General features: G+C 41.1%; 21 protein-coding genes, 1 pseudogene and 1 other annotated feature. Of the genes and pseudogenes, 16 read left to right on the top strand and 6 right to left on the bottom strand.

The genetic code is table 11. The features are described from left to right. The first annotated feature begins 175 nt into the window (after window positions 1–175). The 4 genes from ACSQ2E_RS12710 (at window position 176) to ACSQ2E_RS12695 (ending at window position 4,298) form a co-directional block, all read left to right on the top strand. Window positions 176–997 carry an undecaprenyl-diphosphate phosphatase gene (locus ACSQ2E_RS12710; RefSeq protein ID WP_435991012.1) on the top strand — a complete coding sequence of 274 codons (822 nt, stop codon included), beginning with the start codon at window positions 176–178 and terminating at the stop codon, window positions 995–997. A gap of 327 nt (window positions 998–1,324) precedes the next feature. Beyond that, window positions 1,325–1,549 (top strand) — a binding site (T-box leader). Window positions 1,550–1,600: 51 nt separating this feature from the next. Continuing rightward, a complete protein-coding gene (gene thrS / locus ACSQ2E_RS12705; RefSeq protein WP_435991010.1) occupies window positions 1,601–2,803 on the top strand; it encodes a threonine--tRNA ligase in 1,203 nt (400 codons plus the stop codon). Window positions 2,804–3,034: 231 nt separating this feature from the next. Next, window positions 3,035–3,766, top strand: a complete 732-nt coding sequence (gene pyrH, locus ACSQ2E_RS12700; RefSeq protein ID WP_435991008.1) for a UMP kinase — start codon at window positions 3,035–3,037, stop codon at window positions 3,764–3,766. Window positions 3,767–3,878: 112 nt separating this feature from the next. Next, on the top strand, window positions 3,879–4,298 hold the full coding sequence (locus ACSQ2E_RS12695; RefSeq protein WP_435991006.1) for a GNAT family N-acetyltransferase: 420 nt from the start codon (window positions 3,879–3,881) through the stop codon (window positions 4,296–4,298). Between the two features lie 50 nt (window positions 4,299–4,348). Here ACSQ2E_RS12695 and ACSQ2E_RS12690 read toward each other — a convergent pair whose 3' ends face one another. Together ACSQ2E_RS12690 and ACSQ2E_RS12685 are read right to left on the bottom strand one after the other, a co-directional pair. Beyond that, window positions 4,349–4,573 carry a hypothetical protein gene (locus ACSQ2E_RS12690; protein WP_435991004.1) on the bottom strand — a complete coding sequence of 75 codons (225 nt, stop codon included), beginning with the start codon at window positions 4,571–4,573 and terminating at the stop codon, window positions 4,349–4,351. Window positions 4,574–4,774: 201 nt separating this feature from the next. Beyond that, window positions 4,775–5,221 carry a DUF2062 domain-containing protein gene (locus tag ACSQ2E_RS12685; RefSeq protein ID WP_435991002.1) on the bottom strand — a complete coding sequence of 149 codons (447 nt, stop codon included), beginning with the start codon at window positions 5,219–5,221 and terminating at the stop codon, window positions 4,775–4,777. A 210-nt stretch (window positions 5,222–5,431) separates the two neighbouring features. Between ACSQ2E_RS12685 and pssA the strand changes: the two genes are divergently transcribed. Beyond that, window positions 5,432–6,106, top strand: a complete 675-nt coding sequence (pssA, locus tag ACSQ2E_RS12680) for a CDP-diacylglycerol--serine O-phosphatidyltransferase (protein WP_435991000.1) — start codon at window positions 5,432–5,434, stop codon at window positions 6,104–6,106. Between the two features lie 85 nt (window positions 6,107–6,191). On the opposite strand, the gene ACSQ2E_RS12675 is transcribed toward pssA, so the two are convergent. Then, a complete protein-coding gene (locus ACSQ2E_RS12675; protein WP_435990998.1) occupies window positions 6,192–7,376 on the bottom strand; it encodes a chromate transporter in 1,185 nt (394 codons plus the stop codon). A 17-nt stretch (window positions 7,377–7,393) separates the two neighbouring features. Continuing rightward, complete coding sequence (locus ACSQ2E_RS12670) at window positions 7,394–7,702, bottom strand: PadR family transcriptional regulator (RefSeq protein WP_435990996.1); 309 nt, start codon at window positions 7,700–7,702, stop codon at window positions 7,394–7,396. Window positions 7,703–7,998: 296 nt separating this feature from the next. On the opposite strand from ACSQ2E_RS12670, the gene ACSQ2E_RS12665 reads away from it, so the two are divergent. The 3 genes from ACSQ2E_RS12665 (at window position 7,999) to ACSQ2E_RS12655 (ending at window position 11,114) form a co-directional block, all read left to right on the top strand. Next, window positions 7,999–9,492, top strand: a complete 1,494-nt coding sequence (locus ACSQ2E_RS12665) for a lipase family alpha/beta hydrolase (protein WP_435990994.1) — start codon at window positions 7,999–8,001, stop codon at window positions 9,490–9,492. 172 nt (window positions 9,493–9,664) lie between these two features. Beyond that, complete coding sequence (locus ACSQ2E_RS12660; protein WP_435990992.1) at window positions 9,665–10,339, top strand: Type 1 glutamine amidotransferase-like domain-containing protein; 675 nt, start codon at window positions 9,665–9,667, stop codon at window positions 10,337–10,339. Between the two features lie 34 nt (window positions 10,340–10,373). Next, window positions 10,374–11,114, top strand: coding sequence for a class I SAM-dependent methyltransferase (locus tag ACSQ2E_RS12655; protein WP_435990990.1), 741 nt, complete (start codon window positions 10,374–10,376; stop codon window positions 11,112–11,114). Window positions 11,115–11,204: 90 nt separating this feature from the next. Here ACSQ2E_RS12655 and ACSQ2E_RS12650 read toward each other — a convergent pair whose 3' ends face one another. Then, complete coding sequence (locus ACSQ2E_RS12650) at window positions 11,205–12,020, bottom strand: STAS domain-containing protein (protein ID WP_435990988.1); 816 nt, start codon at window positions 12,018–12,020, stop codon at window positions 11,205–11,207. A gap of 327 nt (window positions 12,021–12,347) precedes the next feature. Here ACSQ2E_RS12650 and ACSQ2E_RS12645 point away from each other — a divergent pair, with 327 nt between their 5' ends. Both ACSQ2E_RS12645 and ACSQ2E_RS12640 read left to right on the top strand, forming a co-directional pair. After that, window positions 12,348–12,911: a GNAT family N-acetyltransferase gene (locus ACSQ2E_RS12645; RefSeq protein ID WP_435990986.1), complete on the top strand. Its 564-nt coding sequence runs from the start codon at window positions 12,348–12,350 to the stop codon at window positions 12,909–12,911. Between the two features lie 58 nt (window positions 12,912–12,969). Further along, window positions 12,970–13,524 (top strand): annotated as a pseudogene (locus ACSQ2E_RS12640) (hypothetical protein); the annotation flags it as partial. Between the two features lie 183 nt (window positions 13,525–13,707). Here the strand turns inward: ACSQ2E_RS12640 and ACSQ2E_RS12635 are convergent. Beyond that, entirely contained in the window at window positions 13,708–14,253 is a 546-nt protein-coding gene (locus tag ACSQ2E_RS12635) for a GNAT family N-acetyltransferase (protein ID WP_435990984.1), read from the bottom strand. 312 nt (window positions 14,254–14,565) lie between these two features. On the opposite strand from ACSQ2E_RS12635, the gene ACSQ2E_RS12630 reads away from it, so the two are divergent. From ACSQ2E_RS12630 to ACSQ2E_RS12605, 6 genes are all read left to right on the top strand, one after another. Beyond that, window positions 14,566–14,832 (top strand): CD3324 family protein, encoded by a 267-nt coding sequence (locus tag ACSQ2E_RS12630; RefSeq protein WP_435990982.1) that lies wholly within the window; start codon window positions 14,566–14,568, stop codon window positions 14,830–14,832. A 162-nt stretch (window positions 14,833–14,994) separates the two neighbouring features. Then, a complete protein-coding gene (locus ACSQ2E_RS12625) occupies window positions 14,995–15,633 on the top strand; it encodes a FusB/FusC family EF-G-binding protein (protein WP_435990980.1) in 639 nt (212 codons plus the stop codon). A gap of 163 nt (window positions 15,634–15,796) precedes the next feature. After that, window positions 15,797–16,867 carry a 23S rRNA (adenine(2503)-C(2))-methyltransferase RlmN gene (gene rlmN / locus ACSQ2E_RS12620; protein WP_034759748.1) on the top strand — a complete coding sequence of 357 codons (1,071 nt, stop codon included), beginning with the start codon at window positions 15,797–15,799 and terminating at the stop codon, window positions 16,865–16,867. Window positions 16,868–17,102: 235 nt separating this feature from the next. Next, entirely contained in the window at window positions 17,103–18,149 is a 1,047-nt protein-coding gene (locus tag ACSQ2E_RS12615) for an ArsR/SmtB family transcription factor (RefSeq protein WP_435990977.1), read from the top strand. Window positions 18,150–18,162: 13 nt separating this feature from the next. Further along, window positions 18,163–19,386, top strand: a complete 1,224-nt coding sequence (locus ACSQ2E_RS12610) for an MFS transporter (RefSeq protein WP_435990975.1) — start codon at window positions 18,163–18,165, stop codon at window positions 19,384–19,386. Window positions 19,387–19,509: 123 nt separating this feature from the next. After that, window positions 19,510–20,859, top strand: coding sequence for an NAD(FAD)-utilizing dehydrogenase (locus ACSQ2E_RS12605; protein ID WP_435990973.1), 1,350 nt, complete (start codon window positions 19,510–19,512; stop codon window positions 20,857–20,859). The last annotated feature ends 215 nt before the right edge of the window (window positions 20,860–21,074 follow it).

The following is a 21,074-nucleotide window of genomic DNA, read 5'->3' as shown; positions in this document are numbered from 1 at the left end:
TGTATTTGGTTATGAACATATACTTATTGTCGTCCGCATGTACTTGTAGTACTATTATCTAGATTGAGATGAAGAAAGGACTCGTTTTTTCTTTAGATACCGAACATTCAAAGAGGAACATCCGTTTAACGAGTCAGCACAAAAATTATCATCTTCAATAGAGGAGAACATAACCATGGAATTCGTAATACTGATTAAAGCATTTATTCTCGGTATGGTAGAAGGCTTGACGGAGTTTGCTCCAGTATCCTCTACCGGCCATATGATCGTGGTGGACGATCTATGGATCAAATCGAAAGAAGTGTTAGGGAAGTATCCTGCCAATACGTTTAAAGTAGTCATTCAACTTGGATCCATTCTTGCGGTAGTCATAGTGTTCCGGGACAGATTCAAGGATTTATTAGGAATGAATTCCCGTAAAGAAGAAAGATCATCAACATTAAAACTATCACATATATTGGTTGGGTTGCTTCCGGCCGTAATCCTTGGGTTACTATTCGAAGACTATATCGATGAACATCTCTTTTCACTAAATACAGTCCTTGCAGGGTTAGCCATAGGTGCGTTCCTTATGATTGCTGCCGATGTGTTCCGGCCAAAGGTACAGACGGTGGAAACTGTTGATGGGATCACCCACAAGAAAGCGTTGATGATTGGTCTGATACAATGTCTATCATTATGGCCGGGCTTCTCAAGGTCTGGTTCTACCATATCAGGTGGTGTATTACTTGGCTTAAGCTACCGTGCTGCGTCTGATTTCACCTTTATTATGGCTGTACCGATCATGCTGGGTGCAAGCGCACTGTCCCTGATGAAAAACTGGATGTATTTTAATGCTGAGTTCATGCCTTTTTTACTTGTTGGATTCATCAGCGCATTCCTGTTTGCTTATTTATCGATCCGCTTTTTCTTAAAAGTGATCAATAAAGTCAAGTTAATCCCATTTGCTATTTACCGCCTTATTCTGGTGGGCATTATTTTACTTATTTTTGTATAATATACACTTGACAGGTAGAAAATACTCCCATATAATTTCAATAACACTTTTTCAGAATGAGAATATACTATATGAAAGCAAAGAAGAGGACATGATTCATTCACTATTTTCTTGATCAGAGAACAGGGTCACCGGCTGAGAGCCCTCGAAGAGAATTGAATGTCTTACCACCTCGGAGCTATTATGGAGAAGGTCAGTATCCATAATCGGGAAAACCGTTATCTTACTTAAGCGAAGCGTTTTATTGTACACTTCGAAATTAGGGTGGAACCACGACCGCACTCGTCCCTTGGTTAGGGATGAGTGCGGTTTTTTATTTTAAATAAGCTGTGCGCTATGAAGAGGACACGGATCATTTCCACTTTCTTACCAGAGAACAGGGTCATCAGGCTGCAAGCCCTGAAGAAAGAGAAATGATTTACCACCTTGGAGCTATTGTGGAGAAATGACAGTATCCACAATCGGGAAAACCGTTATCTTACTTGAGCGAGGGACCAGTGAATTTTTGTCCTTCGGAATTAGGGTGGTACCACGACCGCATTCGTCCCTTGGTTAGGGATGGGTGCGGTTTTTTATATACCAAATTTTTAAGGAGGAAAAGACATGTCTATTCAATCAGAGGTAGAAAAGAGAAATCATAGGAAACTGGGTCAAGAGCTGGAATTGTTTATCTCCATGGAAGATGCACCAGGGATGCCGTTTTTTTTACCCAAGGGGATGCTCTTGCGGAATGAGCTGGAGGAATTTTGGAAAAAAGAGCACCTGAAGGCAGGCTATCAGGAAATCAGGACACCAATCATGATGAAACAGGAATTATGGGAGAAGTCAGGTCACTGGGATCATTATCATGAAAACATGTATTTCTCAGAGGTGGACGATCAGAAATATGCTATTAAGCCGATGAGCTGTCCTGGAGCTGTCCTGATTTATAAAAGTAAACGGAGAAGCTACCGGGAATTACCTATCCGATATGGGGAGCTTGGATTGGTCCATCGTCATGAGCTTTCAGGATCGTTAAGCGGATTATTGAGAGTCCGTTCATTCACTCAAGATGATGCACATCTATTTGTAAGGGAAGATCAGATTCGTGCAGAGCTCCATAAAGTTCTCGATCTCATTGATCGTTTCTATGGGAAATTCGGTTTCGAATACAAAGTGGAGCTTTCAACTCGCCCGGAAGATTATATGGGATCTGTTGACCTATGGAATCAAGCGGAAGGGGATCTTGAACGTGTATTAGAGGACAGGGGGGTCGATTATCATATCAATCATGGAGATGGAGCATTCTACGGACCGAAAATCGACTTTCACATTCTGGATTGTCTGGGTAGAAGCTGGCAGTGTGGAACGGTTCAACTTGATTTTCAAATGCCTGAAAAATTCCAGTGTCAATACTTTGGTGAGGATAACCGGGTAGAGAGACCGATCATGATCCATCGAGCCATTTACGGGTCGATCGAACGGTTCATGGCCATTATCATTGAACATTTCGGAGGAGATTTCCCCCTTTGGTTAGCTCCCCATCAAGTGAAAATCCTTCCTATTTCTGAAGCTCATATCCCTTATGCCCAAGAAGTAAAGTCCCACCTGGAAAGAGAAGGATTCAGGGTGGAACTGGACGATCGAGTTCAGAAAACGGGGTTGAAGATCAGGGATGCCGAGATACAAAAAGTTCCTTATATGATGGTCGTAGGCGATAAAGAAATCCAGCAACAATCGGTGTCACTCAGAAAAAGGAAGGAGGGTAACGTGGGAGTACTTCAAGTGAGTGAGGTTATTCAAAAATTGAAAGAGGAGATGCGGTAACCATATGGATTCCTTTTGGTTGCTGGGGGATGGTGGAAAAATATTCAATATTCACTTGACCATTTCCTGTTTTTTTTATAAACTAACAGAAGGAAAATTCTGAATATACTGAAGGGGGAGAAGAAATGGGCACATTTAATCTGGAATATCGCTTTATTTCTTCTTTCCTATACAAGAGCTAAAAAGTATGCACTTACTTTTTGGCTTTTTTCATGTCATGGAGGAATCAATTTGGGATATAAAAGAGTATTAATAAAATTAAGTGGTGGAGCTTTGGCAGATAACGAAGGCAATAATTTTGGAACAGCAGAGCTTGAGCATATTGCGAGCGAAATCTTATCCATTGTAGAAATGGGTATCGAAGTCTCAATAGTAGTGGGGGGAGGGAATATCTTTCGGGGGAGTTTAGCAGATATCTGGGGAATTGAAAGGGTGGAAGCCGATAGTATCGGAACGCTTGGAACGATCATCAACAGCTTGATGCTGAGAGGTGTATTAAAAAGTAAAACGGACAAAGAAGTAAGGGTTATGACGTCAATCCCTGTCTCGACAGTTGCTGAACCTTATATCCGCCTCCGGGCAGTCCATCATCTGGACAAAGGGTATATTGTCATTTTCGGAGGGGGCAATGGGCAGCCTTTCGTCACTACAGACTATCCCAGTGTCCAACGTGCGATTGAAACAAACAGTGATGCTATCCTTGTAGCAAAACAAGGAGTCAACGGTGTATTCACTTCTGATCCCAAACGAGATAAAAAGGCGAAGATGTATCAGAATTTAAACTATGATGATGTGGTTTTAAACAATATCAAAGTCATGGATCAGTCAGCGCTCCTACTAGCTCGTGATTATAAACTACCTGTTCATATCTTTAACTTTAATCAGGAAGGAATCATGAAAAAAATTTGCTCTGGACAGAAACAGGGAACGTTGATTAATCAAGAAGAGACAAAATTTCTATAAGAAGGTGGGCTTCAAAGCCAATGGAACATTCACCCTACAAACAAATGGCAGCAGCGATGAATTTTTGAAAATGAAATATGACATTCATAACAGAAAGTAAGGAGGGGAAACGGTGAACGTCAGGATTCTGAACCGATTTGAACCGGATAGGCTGAATGAAATGAAAGATGTATACCGTTCAGTAGGGTGGCTTAAGCATACAAATGAGGTGATATCCAAAATATTTCTCAGAAGTGATATCGTTTCTTTGGCAGTTTTAGAAGGTCGTATTGTCGGAGTGGGTAGAGCCCTGACGGATGGTGTCTTCAATGCGACGATCTATGATGTGGTCGTTCATCGTAGTTATCAACGCAAGGGGATTGCAACTCTTATAATGAAGGATTTATTGGAGCAATTGGCGGATGTATCTTGTGTCATATTGATCTCCACTACAGGCAATGAAGATTTCTATAGAAAACACGGTATGAAAAGTTTGAAGACGGGAATGGCAAGGTATCTCAACCCATCCCTTGCGGAGGAATATTTAACATAATCATGGAAAAGAGCCAGCCACTATGTGACCGGCTCTTTCACTACATATCTTCAAATCGTATGCGTTTTCCCCTTGGGATCTTCGAGGTTCATTTTTTCTAATTCAAGCCGCATTTTTTGGGTTTCTATGACGAAATTTTCATGTTTGAGTTTTTCAAGTTCGAGTTCATCTTCTATCATTTTTTGTTTCAACTTGGATTGTTTTTGGAAATGGTCTGTAATAATACCAAGAATGGGTATGGAAAAAATCATGATTACAGCTATGGTTCCAGTCATTTCAATCCTCCTCTTTCTCATTTTATGCTGGACTTGTAATAGTTAAATTATAACAAAGTGCGAGATGAAATAGTATAAAATGTGGTAATCATAAGTAAGCAGTCATTATAAAAGTATATACGAATGAATCCAAGAAAGAGTTTCAAAAATTTGAAAGTAATAGAGTGGAGATGACCAGTAAATCAACAAAAAGTGGGAGGGTTATACGTTCCACTTTCTTTGAACAAATGTCAGCAATGACCCTCGGTATTTTTTAACGGCAGAATTCATGATGGCATAGGTTAGAATCCCGCATAATGGGATGTTGATCATCATTCCTGTAAAGAAAGCTTTTCCTATTTGCAATCCGACCCCTACTGCATCACCCGAGGAATCAAGTGGAAAGAAAAGATGTCCTACGACAAGATTTAAGTAAAAGAAGAAAGGGAAAGCCCAGATTAAAGAGACCCCGCCAACTAAACCGGCGAAAGGGTTTCCTTTGAATATCTTTGCACTGGCTGTAGAAAGGACAGGACCGATTCCGAAGGATGGCACGAAATTAATCAATAAGCCAACCGTGAATCCTAATGCGATGCTATGAGCATTATCTTTAAGCCGCAATAGTTTTAAAGTCAGGCACTTTAATTCTCTTAGTTTTTTTCTAATCACTTGATCATCACCATATATTATTAGAATGTTATTCCGTTCAATTTGTGTTAGTATCATCCTTGTTTATAGTATGTCTAATTTTGAGGTTTGTAAATTGAAAATGGACTTTTTTATAGGAATAATTGAACTTTTTTTATGACACAGCTTTATGAAGATGAATAAAATGGTATTCTAATACTAATAGAATATTTGGCGGAGCGAGGACTAAAAATGAAACTAACGAAAAAAATCCCCAATATGGTAACCTTGGGGAATTTATATTGCGGATTCTTATCCATCGGGTTTGCAGCAAGCGGGCAATTTAAAAATGCAGCAGTTTTAATCATTATTGGCATGATGCTCGATAGTATGGATGGTAGACTTGCGAGAATGCTCAATGCAGACAGTGTTCTGGGGAAGGAATTGGATTCATTGGCCGATATCGTGACATTCGGGGTCGCACCATCATTTCTTGTGTATTATACATACTTTTTTCAATTCGGATTATTAGGGTTCATCGTGACTGGGTTATTCCCTTTATTCGGTGCGTACCGTCTTGCGCGATTCAACACAAGTCCGCCGAAATCATCTCTTCACTATTTTGTCGGCGTCCCTATAACGGCTGCGGGCGGGATCCTGGCCATTCTAACATTGTTCGGTAACTGGATTCCGAATATCGTGACAACGGTCATTTTTACAGCGATGTGCTTTCTGATGGTCAGCAGGATCAGAATACCGAGTCTGAAAGAAGTTCCGTTACCTAAATATGGGACGATTGTGACGATCTTTATCGGGGCATTATTGTATGTAATCTTTAAAGGGACATATGAAGAATTTCCTTATTTAATTTACATTGCAACGCCATTGTATATTGCTTATCTGGCGTACCGGTTTATAAGAAGGTAAGTTTTCTCTTACATTTTAAAGACATAAGATGGTAATAATTATAAATTAGCCAGGCGATGATCGCCTGGCTAATTTCTGTATTCTACTACATCATCCTAATTACAAGACCACCAAGTGCCCCTGCAATTACTACCATCCAAGGCGGCAGCTTCCAGAACACCAGCATACTGAACAGAATCGCTGCAAAAGCAAAATCGACAGGTGTGAGGATTGATGATGTCCAGATCGGGTGATAAAAAGCCGCTATCAGAATCCCGACGACTGCTGCATTTACTCCCATCAATGCGCCTTTTATCTTTGGATTCTGCCTAAGGGAATCCCAGAACGGCAAGGCCCCTGTAATCAACAGGAATGCAGGAAGGAAAATGGCCACCGTCGCAAGCATCCCACCTTTCCATCCGTTTATTACCGCTCCAATATAAGCTGCAAAGGTGAAAAGGGGACCCGGAACTGCCTGTGCTGCACCATACCCTGCTAGAAACTGTTCTTCGGTTAACCAACCTGTCGGAACAAATTCACGTTCCAACAACGGTAAGACAACATGCCCCCCACCAAAGACCAGTGACCCTGATCTGTAGAAGCTATCAAAGAGAGCCACCCATTCCAATGTGGTTGCTTCCCGGACAATCGGCAGAAGAATTAATAATCCAAAGAATATCAATAAGCAAATCACCGCTAATCTGCGGGAAATCGGAATTTTCACACTTGCTTCCTGATCTGAAGCAGAATGTTTATACAGTAGGAAGCCGATTAGAGCAGACAGAAGGATCACTGCAACTTGGGAGATGGCGGTCTGCCACATCAAAATGACAACCAGAGCGAATAGCGCAATGGCTTTTCTCTTTAAATCCGGCGTCAACTTTTGTGCCATTCCTAAGATCGCATGACCTACCACTGCAACTGCAACGATTTTCAATCCATGTATCCACCCAGCATCCGTCACCCCCATACCCTGAAGGACGAGTGCAAAGAGAACTAATGCAACGACCGAAGGCATAGTAAATCCGAGAAAAGAAACAATACCCCCAAGCACTCCGGCACGCATAATGCCTATCCCCATCCCAACCTGACTGCTTGCCGGTCCAGGCAGGAACTGACAAAGGGCCACGAGATCGGCATAACTTTTTTCATCCATCCATTTCCTTCTGCGAACATATTCTTCATGGAAATAACCAAGATGGGCAACCGGCCCGCCAAATGAGGTGAAGCCAAGTCTGGTTGAAATAATAAGAATTTCCAAAAGTGTTTTAAGATTCATTGCTGTTTTCATTATTATTCACCTTCTTATCAATCTTTAATTTCTCTAAAGAGCTCGAACGCTTTGTGACGAGCCTCAATCAAAACTCCACTTCCTTTATCGGTGATGGAATAATACTTCCTGATTTTCCCGTCTACGTTTTTATCTTCTTTTATCAATAGGCCGTCGGTTTCCATCGAATGCAGGATCGGATACAGAGTGCCAGAGCTGATGCTATATCCATGCTCTCTCAGTTCCTCCAGCATCCATGTCCCATAAATGGGCTCTTCTTTGGCATGATGAAGAATGTGTATTTGAATGAAACCGAGGAATAGTTTTCGTAAGACTTTGTCCTCCACTTAAGTCACCTCCACTTGATATTGAGATACGATATCGATAACCGAAATCGGACGATCCTACTATAGCATAGGATTTACGGTAACAAAAGAAAGAACACATAGATTTACACAAATTTAATATTAGTGGAATGTTAGACTATTTAATTTAGTTTAATAGTGAAATTCAATCTGAGTCATTCTTACTAATCTCTCATCACTTATTAGACCTTTCTTCACATATTGCTCAATCCGGGCATATCTTCTGATTCATGCCGATATACTTTACAGGTTTAGTTCAACGGTAAAGGAGAGAGGTTATGTTCAAAAAGATTAGTATGACGATTTTGGCGCTCTTTTTATTCCTGCCATCATGGAGTCAGGCGGGATCTTTCGGAAATGAAGATCCTTCAGGAGTTCCCGGGCAGTGGTATGTAGGTACGACTCCTTCGTATGTTGCTCCTTCAAAGCAACCGATCCTTTTTGTTCACGGTTTGAATAGCTCTTCAAATACATGGTGGAACGATAACAATATGTACGACACTGCCTATCAAAATGGGTATGAGACCGCTTTTATCGACCTGTATCCTACAAAAAATATGTGGGACAACGGCGCGCTCCTGGCGCAAAAAATACGAGAGATTTACAATTACTACGGAGAGAAAGTGGTGGTTGTCGCCCATAGTAAAGGAGGAATCGATACCCAATCGGCTCTCGTTCACTATGGTGCCTTTCCTTATGTATCAAGAGTGATTACCCTTTCTACACCTCATCACGGCTCACAATTGGCGGACTTGGCTTATAGCAGCTGGGCGGGTTGGCTTGCTGGCATCCTTGGCAGTAAGAATGATGCCACCTACTCCCTGCAAACGGGTTATATGGCATACTTCCGGTCGGAAACCGATCAGCATGTGAATGTAAATAAAAATCCAATCTATACGTTCGGAGGGACAAAGTGGGGGGGCTTTGGTAGTTCTCTTTATTGGGGCGGATTATATCTTTGGGGGTATGGAAGCAATGATGGAGCCGTTACGGTCAATAGTTCCAGACTTCCATATGCCACTGAGCTGAGGGTGGGTGACTGGAATCATTTCACCATCAAAGAAGGATCCTCCACTTTCAACTTATTCAGGGATTATTTAAATGAAAGCACGGTCAATTCATCAGGTGAAAAGGTTCAAATTCAAAGCAGTGAGCAATCTACATCCTTCAATACTTACGCAGCCTCGTATGTCAGAGGTGGAGAAACGAACGGGAAAAAACAAGAAAAAGTCCTGGTTGAAGAAGGTGCTGATTCGGTCACCTTTGATTGGATAAGTAATTGTTCTTCCTCTCGTATAACCCTGCAGGATCCGAAACAGACAATACATTCTTCCTTCAAAGTAAAAAAAGACGAAGGGGAGTATTTTAACGGGGCTTATCATTATACTCTTACAATTCCAAACCCTATTCCTGGCGAGTGGACTCTCCAATCATCCTCTTCAAATTCAGAGAAATATCTTATGAATGTTTCATTTGAGAGTACAGTGAATGATGCTGTGAAGGTGAACGTTGATGAGGATGAAATCAGCTTTAAGAAACAGGACAGTAAGATAAAGCTCCAAAAAGAAACCACAATCGAATATTATAAAAATGGTAAGTTAAAAGAAAGCAAGCTGAAACTTAAGGACGGTACACTGAAACTACCGAAACTGGGCGAAGGCGTTTATAACGTAACCATTGATATAGACGCTGAAAAAGATAAAAAAAGATTCAAACGGACCCTCATCAAAACGATTTATGTTGATTCAACTGGGAAGGTATTCGTTCAATAATAAGTCCTCATTAGGGAAGCTCATGAGCAGCTTCTCTTTTTTCAACTTGATAGAGGGACGGACCTCCAATATTATGATAGATGATGGAACAAATCCTGATTATTGCTATAATTATGATAATTGGGTGGGAGAAATTGGAGGTCCGTCCCTCCAGTAGGAAGGGGTAGTTAGATTGGGTGCATTGTATCTTTCTGGCGGTGGCGATAGGGATCAGACGTGGGCTATTGATAGGGAGTTTGCAGGTGAGTTGGCAGGTAGGAAATCATTATTATATCTGCCGATGGCTATGGATCCGGGTGATATTTCGTATGAGGCGTGTTATGAATGGATTAAGAGTGTGTTTGCACCTTTTGGTGTTAATGACATTACGATGTGGATGGATCTTAGGGGGAGGACCCTGGATGACCTTAAGAGATACTCTGCTGTGTATATAGGAGGTGGAAACACGTTCAGTTTAATGCATCACATTTTCCAATCGGATTTCCACGTGCATTTATCGGCTTACAAAGAAGAAGGCGGGATTATCTACGGTGGGAGTGCCGGTGCGATTGTGATGGGTAGTAATATAGCAACGTGCATCCATATGGATAAAAATAATGTTCAGCTGATGACGAGAGATGGGTTGTTTTTTCTCAATGATTTATCGATATGGTGCCATTACGAGGAAGGAAATGACCCACTGATCCATCAGTTTATTCAGGCATACCGTAAGCCTGTCATAGCCCTGAGTGAAGAGACCGGTCTAAAATTCAAGAGTGGAAGAATGGAAGTGCTGGGTACCAAGCCCGCCTATGTTTTTAATATGGACCTGATGAAACGGGTCTTTGAGCCTGGCCGATTTATCTGAAAGCCAATGAATAATAAGAGAAAGAAGGAGAACCATGAAGCAAAATATTTATGACAATCCTACATTTTTTGAAGGGTATATGAATTTGCGCGATTCCAAAATGACCTATAATGATTTTCTTGAACAGCCTGCAATGAGAGATGCACTTCCAGATCTGAAGGGGGAAAGGGTAATGGATCTTGGATGCGGAACCGGGGAGTTGTCGAAATACTGTATTGAAATGGGTGCATCAGCTGTCGTAGGGGTGGATATTTCTGAGAAGATGATCACCAGGGCATTACAGGAAAATAAAGACGAAAATATTAAATACGTTTGCAGTCCGATTGAAGACCTAACATTTCCAACAGAACCTTTTGACTTGATTGTAAGCTCACTGGCGATCCATTATATAGAAGACTATGAATCTCTGATTCGAAAGCTCCATACCTTTTTAAAGCCGGGCGGTTTGTTGATCTACTCAATTGAGCACCCTGTCGTAACCGCACGAAAGGACATGAAAAATTGGTGGGAAAATGCAGATGGGGACCGGTTGCACTGGGCAATTGATCATTACCGGGAAGAAGGGAAACGGGAACAGCATTGGTATGTAGACGGAGTGATCAAATATCACAGGACAATACCGACCTTGGTTAATGGGCTTATTAGTCATGGTTTCATGTTAGAAAAAATGCATGAGCCTCTGCCCACGGAGGAAGGGATTAAACTAATGCCGAGTTTGAAAAATGAAGAACGAAGACCATCATTTCTTATTATCATATCAAGGAAAACAGCCTGATCGGCTAATTTAAACTTACGTTAGCTATCTCATATACATATAAAAAAGGACTTCAGCTAATGATGTCCTTTTTCATGGTTATAGAAGCGATTAATGAGCTTCTACGGCTTTATTAAGTGTTTGATAGACTTTAATTGTAGAAATATTAATGCCCATTTGAACAAATTCGATACTCATCTCGGGACGCATTCCTGATAAAATCGGTTCAATTCCAAGTAATTTAAGGCTGTCAATCAGTTTCATGACTCCTTGTTGAAATAACGGATTCACTTCATACACACCGGAAAGGTCGATGATCAATTGTTGTATGGAAAGCTTTTTGCACTCGAGTAGAACATGCTCTGCCATCATTTCTCCACGAACTTCATCGACTTGACCTATTAAAGGCAGTACAGCGAGGTCCGAGAAGATGGGGACAACCGGTGTAGATAAGGATAGATATTTTTCTTCAGAGATCTTCAACTGCTCATCTGCATATTCACTATACGCTTCACAAAAAGCGGAAATCATCGTCGTAAAAGATTCGTCGATATCATGGGTAATCTGCAGGAGGAGCTCTTTCGTCAAAGTGTCATCATTATGAAGAACAATATTTTCTAATACCACTTTTTTATAGAGAGAAACTTTGCTTATTGACATATTGAGAGGGATTCCTTGACCGGAAGCAAGTCTTCCAACCTCTTTTCCCCAGTGCCTTGAATGACTCTCAAACCTTTCTCCTTTCAGTAATCCATTGCTAATGAGTTCAATCAGCTGGACAAAATATGGCAGATTGTCATTTCTTCTTTCTTCGACATATAGGTCAGGGTAAGATGTTGCAAGTTCAGAGAAGATCGAGTTGGCGATTTCCTGTTTCCTTTCAATCAATTGATCCCCAATGGATGTGGTGATTGTATGGTGAGTCATTTTCATCCTCCAGTTGAATCTTTTTCCTCTAGTATAGAGTATTATTCATATTTAGTATAGGCGAATAATAGTATACCAGGTATATTGACAAAGAAGTGGATTTTCCCTTATAATTTCAATAATTTAAAATATTTCCAATTAAACGACTCGATCGGAGCATTGCATAAATCTGATATATACAGAAATTACGTACTGGAATCCCATTACTGAGAATTCGTTAAGGCTGGAAACGTACAAATGCAGATAACTGAGGTGATGACTTTCGTCCTTAGGATTTAGTTCTTGAGGAGGAGGGTTTTTTATTTTATTAAAAAGGAGTGTTTTGAAATGAATACCGTATTAATTGATGTTCCTACAATGATCGAAACAGAAAGACTGGAACTAAGGATGCCTCAACCGGGTGACGGCCGTGCAGTCAATGCAGCGATCAAGGCTTCCTTATCAGAATTACAGCCGTGGCTCGGCTTTGCCCGAAGTAACCCATCTGTTGAAGAAACGGAGACGAATACCCGTCAAGCGCACGCCAAGTTTGTTACCAGGGAAAGCCTGAGGTATTTGATCTTTTTGAAAGATACCAATGAATTCGTCGGTTCAACAGGTTTTCACAACATCGATTGGAGTGTTCCGAAATTTGAAATCGGATATTGGATCGATACCCGAATGAGTGGTAATGGGTATATGGCAGAAGCGGTCGGGAAATTAACGGAATTCGCTTTGAATGAGCTGAATGGAAAAAGAGTGGAGATAAGATGTGAATCGACGAATGACAAAAGCAGGGCGGTTCCTGAAAGAATCGGCTATGAATTGGAGGGGATCCTTCGAAATGAAGATCTGTCAGTCGATGGAGAACGATTAACCGATACATGTGTGTACGGGAAAATTTCCGAATGATTGAATCGAATTGCAAATGGAAGGACCGTTCTAGAGAATAATAATGTAATAATTTCCAGACTGCATTTCATATCTTGATGAAGAAACAATCAGTGAGATCACTAGACTGGGAGACTTGGACGCCATCGCATTATCCCATCCCCATTATTATTCTACTCAAGTAGAATGGGCGGAAGTTTTCGGCGTGCCCATCTATATTCACGAGGATGACCGGGAATGGGTAATGAGGAAAAGCGATCACATCGTTTATTGGTCAGGTGAATCTATTCATTTACATAACGGAATCACCATTCATGGACTTGGTGGACACTTCAAAGGGGGTGCCGTCCTGGAATGGGAATCAGGTTTTAATGGTAAAGGCATCCTTCTCACAGGGGACATTATCCAGGTAGTAGCAGACCGGGAGTGGGTCAGCTTCATGTACAGTTATCCAAACCTTATTCCTCTTCCGTCTTCAAAAGTAAAAGAGATCGCTTCAAAAGTGAATGAAATGAAGTTTGCCCGTTTATACAATGCCTTTCATCGCGTTGTAAAGGAAAATGCGCATGAGAGAGTACAGAAGTCTGCCGACCGTTACGTAAGAGCCTTGGAGGGTACTTGGTTTGAGACTTAAACAGACAACTGGTATTCTTTTTTGCTGCTTCACTGTAAGGATGCATCTGGTAAATGGGCTGATTGGGAAAAAGCCATAAACAAGATCGGGGAAGAGGTAAAGAGGAGTATTAAGTGATTAGTCCGGACTGAACATAAAACCACCCGTTTTCTCAGGAAAACGGGTGGTTTTATTCAGTTGATTTCATGAAACCGGCCAATCTTTTTTTAACATACTATAGGTCACAATGTCTTCATAATGATCGTATAACCACTGCCCATCCCGTGTGATACCTTCTTTTGCAAACCCTAAACGTACTGGAATCCCTATGCTTTTCTCATTGTTGACGACACATTGGATTTCCACCCTGTTAAGATCCAATTCGTTAAATAAATAGTTTACCAGGGAAGAAACGGTCCGTGTGATGATTCCTTTACCTTGTGCTTCTTCACTGAGGAGATATCCAATGCTCGTGCTACGGGTTTTCCAATCTATAAAATGGAGTCCGATCATACCGACTAATCTCCCTTGATAACGTATCCCTGCATCAAATCCGTTGTTATCCGCATAATTCTGGATCCAAATAGGGATGACCGGCTCTAAATCCTCTGGTGATCGGCGTTTATCTACCCACAGAAGCCACTTGCGAAGATGATCCCGGTTCGAATCAATCAGCTCGTATAATTCCTCCTTATGGTGCTGTTGAAATAGCTCGATTGAAATCTCTTTATCTACGGTAAATGAAAACATGGGAACATCTCCTTTACTATATTTAGAAGATTATAACATATTTGTGATGTTGATTCGTTTATATATGAATAAAATTTATGGATATAAAGGGGATTTGTTTTATAATAGAAGAAAATAGTTGAAGGAGGTGGTGACGTGGTAATGAGATCGATCTTGCCAGAGTCCCAAGCGTCTCATGCAAAGCCTATTATTAGAAAGGCGACACTTTGCATGGGATGGTATCTAATTTGATCGCCCTGAAAGTCCATTTCTAGTAAGTCGGCTTTGCACCTTATTGACTGAATTCAGGTAGAAGATAAGGGGCTGACTGAAATGAAATATGTAAAAGCGGAAAGCGTGTTACCTCAATCATTAGTAAAAGAAATTCAAAAATATGTACAGGGGGAAACCCTCTATATACCAAAACCGAAAGCGGAATACCGGAAGTGGGGGAGCCGTTCCGGAAGCAGAAGGATCATTGATGAACGAAATGACAAAATCAAAGCAGCTTTCTCAAATGGAAAGTCGATTCATGAATTAGCCGGTGAACATTACCTTTCAAGTGAAACAATCAAGAAAATCGTTTATAAAAGGCGCTGAGTTGTATCAGTGCTTTTTTCAGTGTATATATTAATTCTAAGTGAAACTCTACATATCCAGAAAGCATAATAAGGGTATATAGTATATGAGAGAGTACATGCTTATCTGCATGGCTGAAAAGATAAAAGAGTATAAAATGTTTTAGATTTAGGAGCGATAACGATGGATCCATTTATTCGAAATGATCAATACAATTTCATCAAGTATCAAACACAGGCGCTGATTAACGGATATTCAACGGTAAATGATCTTGGTGTTCTCCAAGCATTGAGAGGACTCGTGTACGATAAGGTGATGAATCTATTTGAAGACCTATCCCCACTGCAGCTGAAGGAACTTGAAACGATTATTACTATCCGGGATACAGAGCAAGCTGAGGACTTTCTGATTGGACTAAAGTCATTCGTGATCCCTTTTCCTGCATTGAGTGATTCTGCAGTGAAAAAATTATTCCCTAAGGTAAAAAAGTTAAAAACACCTGCATTGGATGAAATAGAGTTAAAAGACATTTCCTATCTGGGTTGGAATGATTACGGTCAGGAACGGAAATATATTGTTGCAGAATACGAAGGGAAGTTTAGAGGGTTCAAAGGAACGTTCAAAAGCAGTAGTAAAAAAGGGCTTTGTACGATATGTAACACGTTTGGAAGCATAGGATTTTACCTTTCCGAATCCAAAACGTCTGCACATGGAACCTTTGTAAAGAAAGGCAATTATATTTGTCAGGATAGTGGTGAATGTAATGGAAAGCTGAAAGATAAAGAGAAATTGGATGATTTCATCCAACGAATCAATCATTAAGACACCATACGCCGGGCAAAGTTCCCGGCGTATATTTTTTATCTTTTTACTATATTACGGAATTCCAATTCTTCTCAACACTTATAAATCCCTTGAAACATTCCCATACTTTAAGTAGTATAGATAAGTAGAAAATTGTAGAGTTTTGAAATGAGGGTTTTAAATGGAGAAGAAATCCATATATGGATTAACATTAGATCAACTGACCACTTGGCTTGTTGAAAACGGACAAAAGAAATTCCGCGCGGCTCAAGTGTGGGATTGGCTATATAAAAAGAGAGTGACAAACTTTGCGGATATGAAGAATTTGAACGCTGACTGTGTACAGCTATTGGATGATCACTTCTATCTTCATACGCTCACACAAGAGGTTAAACAGGAATCGAAGGACGGTACAATCAAATTTTTGTTCAAACTTGAAGATGGAAATCTGATCGAGACCGTTCTGATGCGTTTTAACTATGGCCTGAGTGTGTGTGTCACGACACAGGTAGGCTGTAACATCGGTTGTACATTCTGTGCAAGTGGACTCTTGAAGAAGAACCGTGATTTATCCAGCGGCGAGATTGTCGAACAGATTATGAATGTTCAACATCATTTAGATGAAGCAGGAAACGGGGAACGTGTCAGTCACATCGTCGTGATGGGAATTGGTGAACCGTTCGATAACTACGATAATATGATGGACTTCTTCCGTGTCGTGAATGACCAGAAGGGTCTTTCCATCGGAGCGCGCCATATTACCGTTTCCACAAGTGGACTTGCTGATAAGATTTACAAATTTGCCGATGAGAATATTCAAATCAACCTGGCCGTTTCTCTTCACGCACCAAACAACGAATTGCGTACAAGGATCATGAAGATTAACCGTGCGTATCCGCTCGAGAAATTAATGCCAGCGATTGATTACTATTTAGAAAAAACAAATCGACGTATAACATTTGAATATATCTTGTTGAGTGATGTGAATGATCATAAGGAAGAAGCCCTTCAGTTGGCGAAACTGCTGAAGAATAAGCGTCACCTTTCTTACGTCAACCTGATTCCTTATAACCCGGTCGACGAGCACAATCAATATCAACGGAGTACAAAAGAAGCGATCGTTGAATTCTACGGGACATTGCTTGAACATGGCATCAACTGTGGTGTACGTGTGGAGCAGGGGACAGATATCGATGCAGCATGCGGTCAGTTGAGAAGTAAGCAGATCAAGAAGGATAAAGTAAAATCGTAATATGTATGAATAGAGCACATGAATTCCTGATTGGGATTTATGTGCTTTTTTGTTGTGAATACCCTACTGAAACTCATCATATTGGATCTCATTTTTTAAAAATGATAATGAAAATCCACGTTTTCTGGAGAACCGGGAACTTTTTTGAATATAGGTTCGATTTATATTGAATTTAATATGCAATAATTATAGAATATTTATTAAGAAGAAATTTTTGGAAAAGAGGTGTGTGAATATGGATGTGCTCCATATGACCAGTCGAAAAAGAGAGACATATGAAGTAAGGGTTGAATCTTCCCTGCTATGGGAATGTGCTTTAGGGATTGCTGCCATCACCAACACAAGGCTCATTGATACTTTAGAAAAAACCAATGCATCATGGGACAAGTTAAAAAAGTCTCTAAGCAACTCATTGATCCAGGATTTGGAATATGTAGAAAAGAATAATACGTGGAAATCCCTTCTTCTATTATTGCATCAAAGAGAATTTGTAACCTTACAAGATTTCATCACGTACATGGATGACCTTGATGATGAAGAAGTCAAATATCATTGCATTCCCTACATAGGGCTTAAATTTCAGGAACTTCGAAAGCTTGCATCAAAGGGGGATGTGGCAGCAAGGAACAGATTAAAGGAACAGACGGATGATAACCCATATTATCCAGGCTATATTGAATTCATCTGCACCACAAATGTCCTCAACCTTAAGAAGCACTTAATGAGTGTAATGACCAGATGGTATGAAGAAGTGATTCGACCTGAACAAGAGACACTATCTGGAATATTGACTAGGGATAGACAGTCTAAGAAAGAGATGAGTGAAAAGCTAAATCCTGAGGCTTTGGTGGAATGGGCCACAGGCGGCATCACTTATTTGCCCGAGCCGGCTGTCCACACAGTACTCCTCATTCCCCAGTCCATTTACCGTCCTTGGAACGTCGAAGGGGATGTTGAAGGAGTGAAGGTGTTTTATTACCCTGTAGCCAATGAAAGTATTTATCCGGATGATAAGAATATGCCAAGTTATTTTCTTGTCCAGAAGCATAAGGCACTCGGGGATGAAGCCCGCTTACGAATGGTGAAATTCTTGAAGGGATCAGAACGGACTCTTCAGGAAATCACCAATGAACTGGGCATGGGGAAATCCACCGTCCACCACCATCTGAAAATTCTCAGGTCTGCTAGGCTCGTCGAAACCCGGAATGGGAAGTATCGCCTGAAAGAGCATACTGTTCAATCGTTATCGAATGAATTGAATCACTATTTAACAGAGGAGTAAAGGGGTGTCCAGAATGGGAGAGCGTGCGGTCACGGTGAGTCAAATGGCAGATTTCCCGCCTTTAAAGAAAAATTATCCTGTTTTCAGGTTCATGGGTGGAAATCTGATTTCATTTTTCGGAGATCAGATCTATTTAATTGCCATTCCACTTATGGTTTTATCTTTAACAGGTTCACCTGTGAGCATGGGGATTGTAGCGGCACTTGAGAGGTTACCGATTCTGTTGCAGCCTTTCGCGGGTGTCTTGTCCGATCGTTTCAACCGAAAGCGCCTGCTCCTTTTATGCGATTTAGGACGGTGCATACTTGTCGGGATGATCGGGATTCTATTTATAATCGGTACTCTGGAGATGTGGATGGTATACCCCGTGGTGTTTGGTATTGGATCATTAAGTCAAATCTATAATACTTCTCAATTTGCTTCAGTTCCAAATCTGGTGAGAAGAGAAGACCTTCAAGCTGTGAATTCACTGAATTCGGGGATGTTTAATTCAGCTGTTTTTTTAGCACCAGGTATAGGTGGATTAATCATTTCTTTTTTAAATCCAGGATATGCCCTGTTGGTGAATAGCGTCAGCTTTCTGGTATCCTTTCTTGCCATTGCGAGTCTCAGGATGATGCGGAATGAGAGAGATTCATCAAGAGCTTCCATTTGGGGAGAGATCAGGGAGGGATTTGAATTCGTTCTAAAGACCAAACCAATTTTGTACACAAATCTGGCCATGGTATCTTCCGTATTCGGAACAACGTTGTTCCTTACATTATTAGTGTTTCACTTAAAAGATTCCCTGAATATAAATACGGTTATGATAGGTTGGTTGTTATCAGCTGGCGGAGTGGGTGCGATTATAGGTGCGGTGACGTCGAATTTCTTGCGGAAACGGTTTTCTTATAGAAGCATATTATTTTCGGCCTCTATGATTGGAGGACTTTCAATTCTTTCTTTCGGGTTGATGGAATCGTATTTCTGGCTCGTTATCATGAACGCAGTAGGGACCTTCTGTGCTTCGATAATGAGTCCCTGCATCATTACAATCCGACAAACGCTGTCCCCCGATCACTTATTGGGGAGGGTGCAGGCCACGAGTCGTCTCATGACGTGGGTCCTCATGCCCATCGCCGCATTTCTGGCAGGAATACTGGCAGAAGCAATGGGAACCAACCTCACCATCGTGCTTGCCGGTGCGATCTCGACACTCGCCTCCATCCCCTACCTCCATCATAGTTTGAAAGATTAGAAGAGGGACGGACCTCATAAGTTCATTATGGTAGGATGGGAATAGCATATAATTGAGATAGTAATGAATAAAATCGGTTTAATCGTTATGAAATAACGGGGAACGTAGAAAGGGGAAAAGGGGATGCAATCGAATCACCATGAGATCACCATCATCGGAGCAGGAGTAAGCAGTATTTTTCTTGCTTATACCTTGATGAACCTCAATGAACATGTTTCCATCCACATGATTGATCTCGGCAAGGAACTGAGTGAACGTACATGTGGATTGGATGAGGGAGGAAGCTGCACGTGTGAAGGTGTGTGCAGTAAATACATAGGGTTTGCAGGCCTAGGGAAATCCGAGGGCAAATTTAATTATACGACTGATTTTGGCGGAGAACTTGGCAGGAAAATCGGACAGCAAAACACGCTTGACTTGATGAAGGAAGTAGACCATATTCTCTGTGAATTTGGCGGTGATACCATTCACACATATAGTACGAAAAATGAGAAGCTTTCAAGTAGGGGCAATGAGGCGGGCTTGAAGGTTCTTTCCACGGAGGTCCGTCATTTAGGAACACGGCTGTCGAGCGAGATTTTTCAAAAGATGTTTGAGATTCTTCAAAACCGTGTTACTTTCAGTTTTGAAACACATGTCGAGACCATTGCAAAAAAGGGAAAGGACTTTCTTTTAAAGTCGACTAGCGGTCAATTCACCACAGAAAAATTGGTGATCGGCACAGGAATGAGTGGAAGCAAATGGCTTAAAGAACAAGCAGCATCACTTGGACTTTTTCCGGGAAAAACGCGTCTGGATATGGGGATACGCCTAGAAATGAAAGGTGATCAACTTCAATCGATATTAAAAGATACCTTTGAAACAAAGCTTAAGATCGAAAGGGACTCATTCAATGCCACGACCTACTGTATGAATCCACAAGGGCGGATTATCCGGAAGCACCAGCATGGTTTAGTGATGCCGGACGGACAAAATGCCCGTGAAGAGGACACACCGAGTGCGAACCTGAACTTCAGCTTATTCATTCCGCGTTATTTTCAATCCCATGATGATTCAATGAAATATGCAGGGGACATCATAGGTGGAATCAATCAAGGACGAGGGAGGATTGTCGTTCAGAGATTGCAAGACTTTAAACTCCATAGACGTACTGAATCGTTGGAGGGGAATTTGATAGGTCCGTCCCTCAATGCGGAATGCGGAAATATGCGAAAAGAGGTCCCGGAATTGTATGGGAGGGCGCTTATCGAGTTTTTAGTTTCTATGGAAACCCTTATTGGGGAACCGATCCACCCTGATACGCTTCTGTACGGGTTGGATGCGAAATTTCATGAACCGAAATTACCTACGGATGAAAACTTTGAAACGGATATATCAAATCTTTTTCTGATTGGTGATTGTTCGGGAGAAACTCATTCCCTGTCGCAGGCCGCGGCAAGCGGTGTATATCTAGGGAAATATTTCGGTCGATAGGCTTCCAATAAATGATAAATTTAGGAAAAATTGAAACCTTTTTGCCTGTTTTTCGTATTAGTAGAAAAGAACAGACAGAAAGGATTTTTTTATGGGATTGAGAGTAAATCAAACCGGTATTGATTATGAGGAGGAAGTATACAATCAAACCAAACAGCAGGTGAGTATGTATTCTTTCCTTCGATTGCTGGGAATATTTATTTTCTTTGGGTGGG

This window comes from Rossellomorea sp. LjRoot5, assembly GCF_964253455.1.
In the GTDB taxonomy this organism is placed as follows: Bacteria; Bacillota; Bacilli; order Bacillales; family Bacillaceae_B; genus Rossellomorea.
Note: the sequence above shows the minus strand (reverse complement) of the source record. Positions and strands in the feature narration are given on the sequence as shown.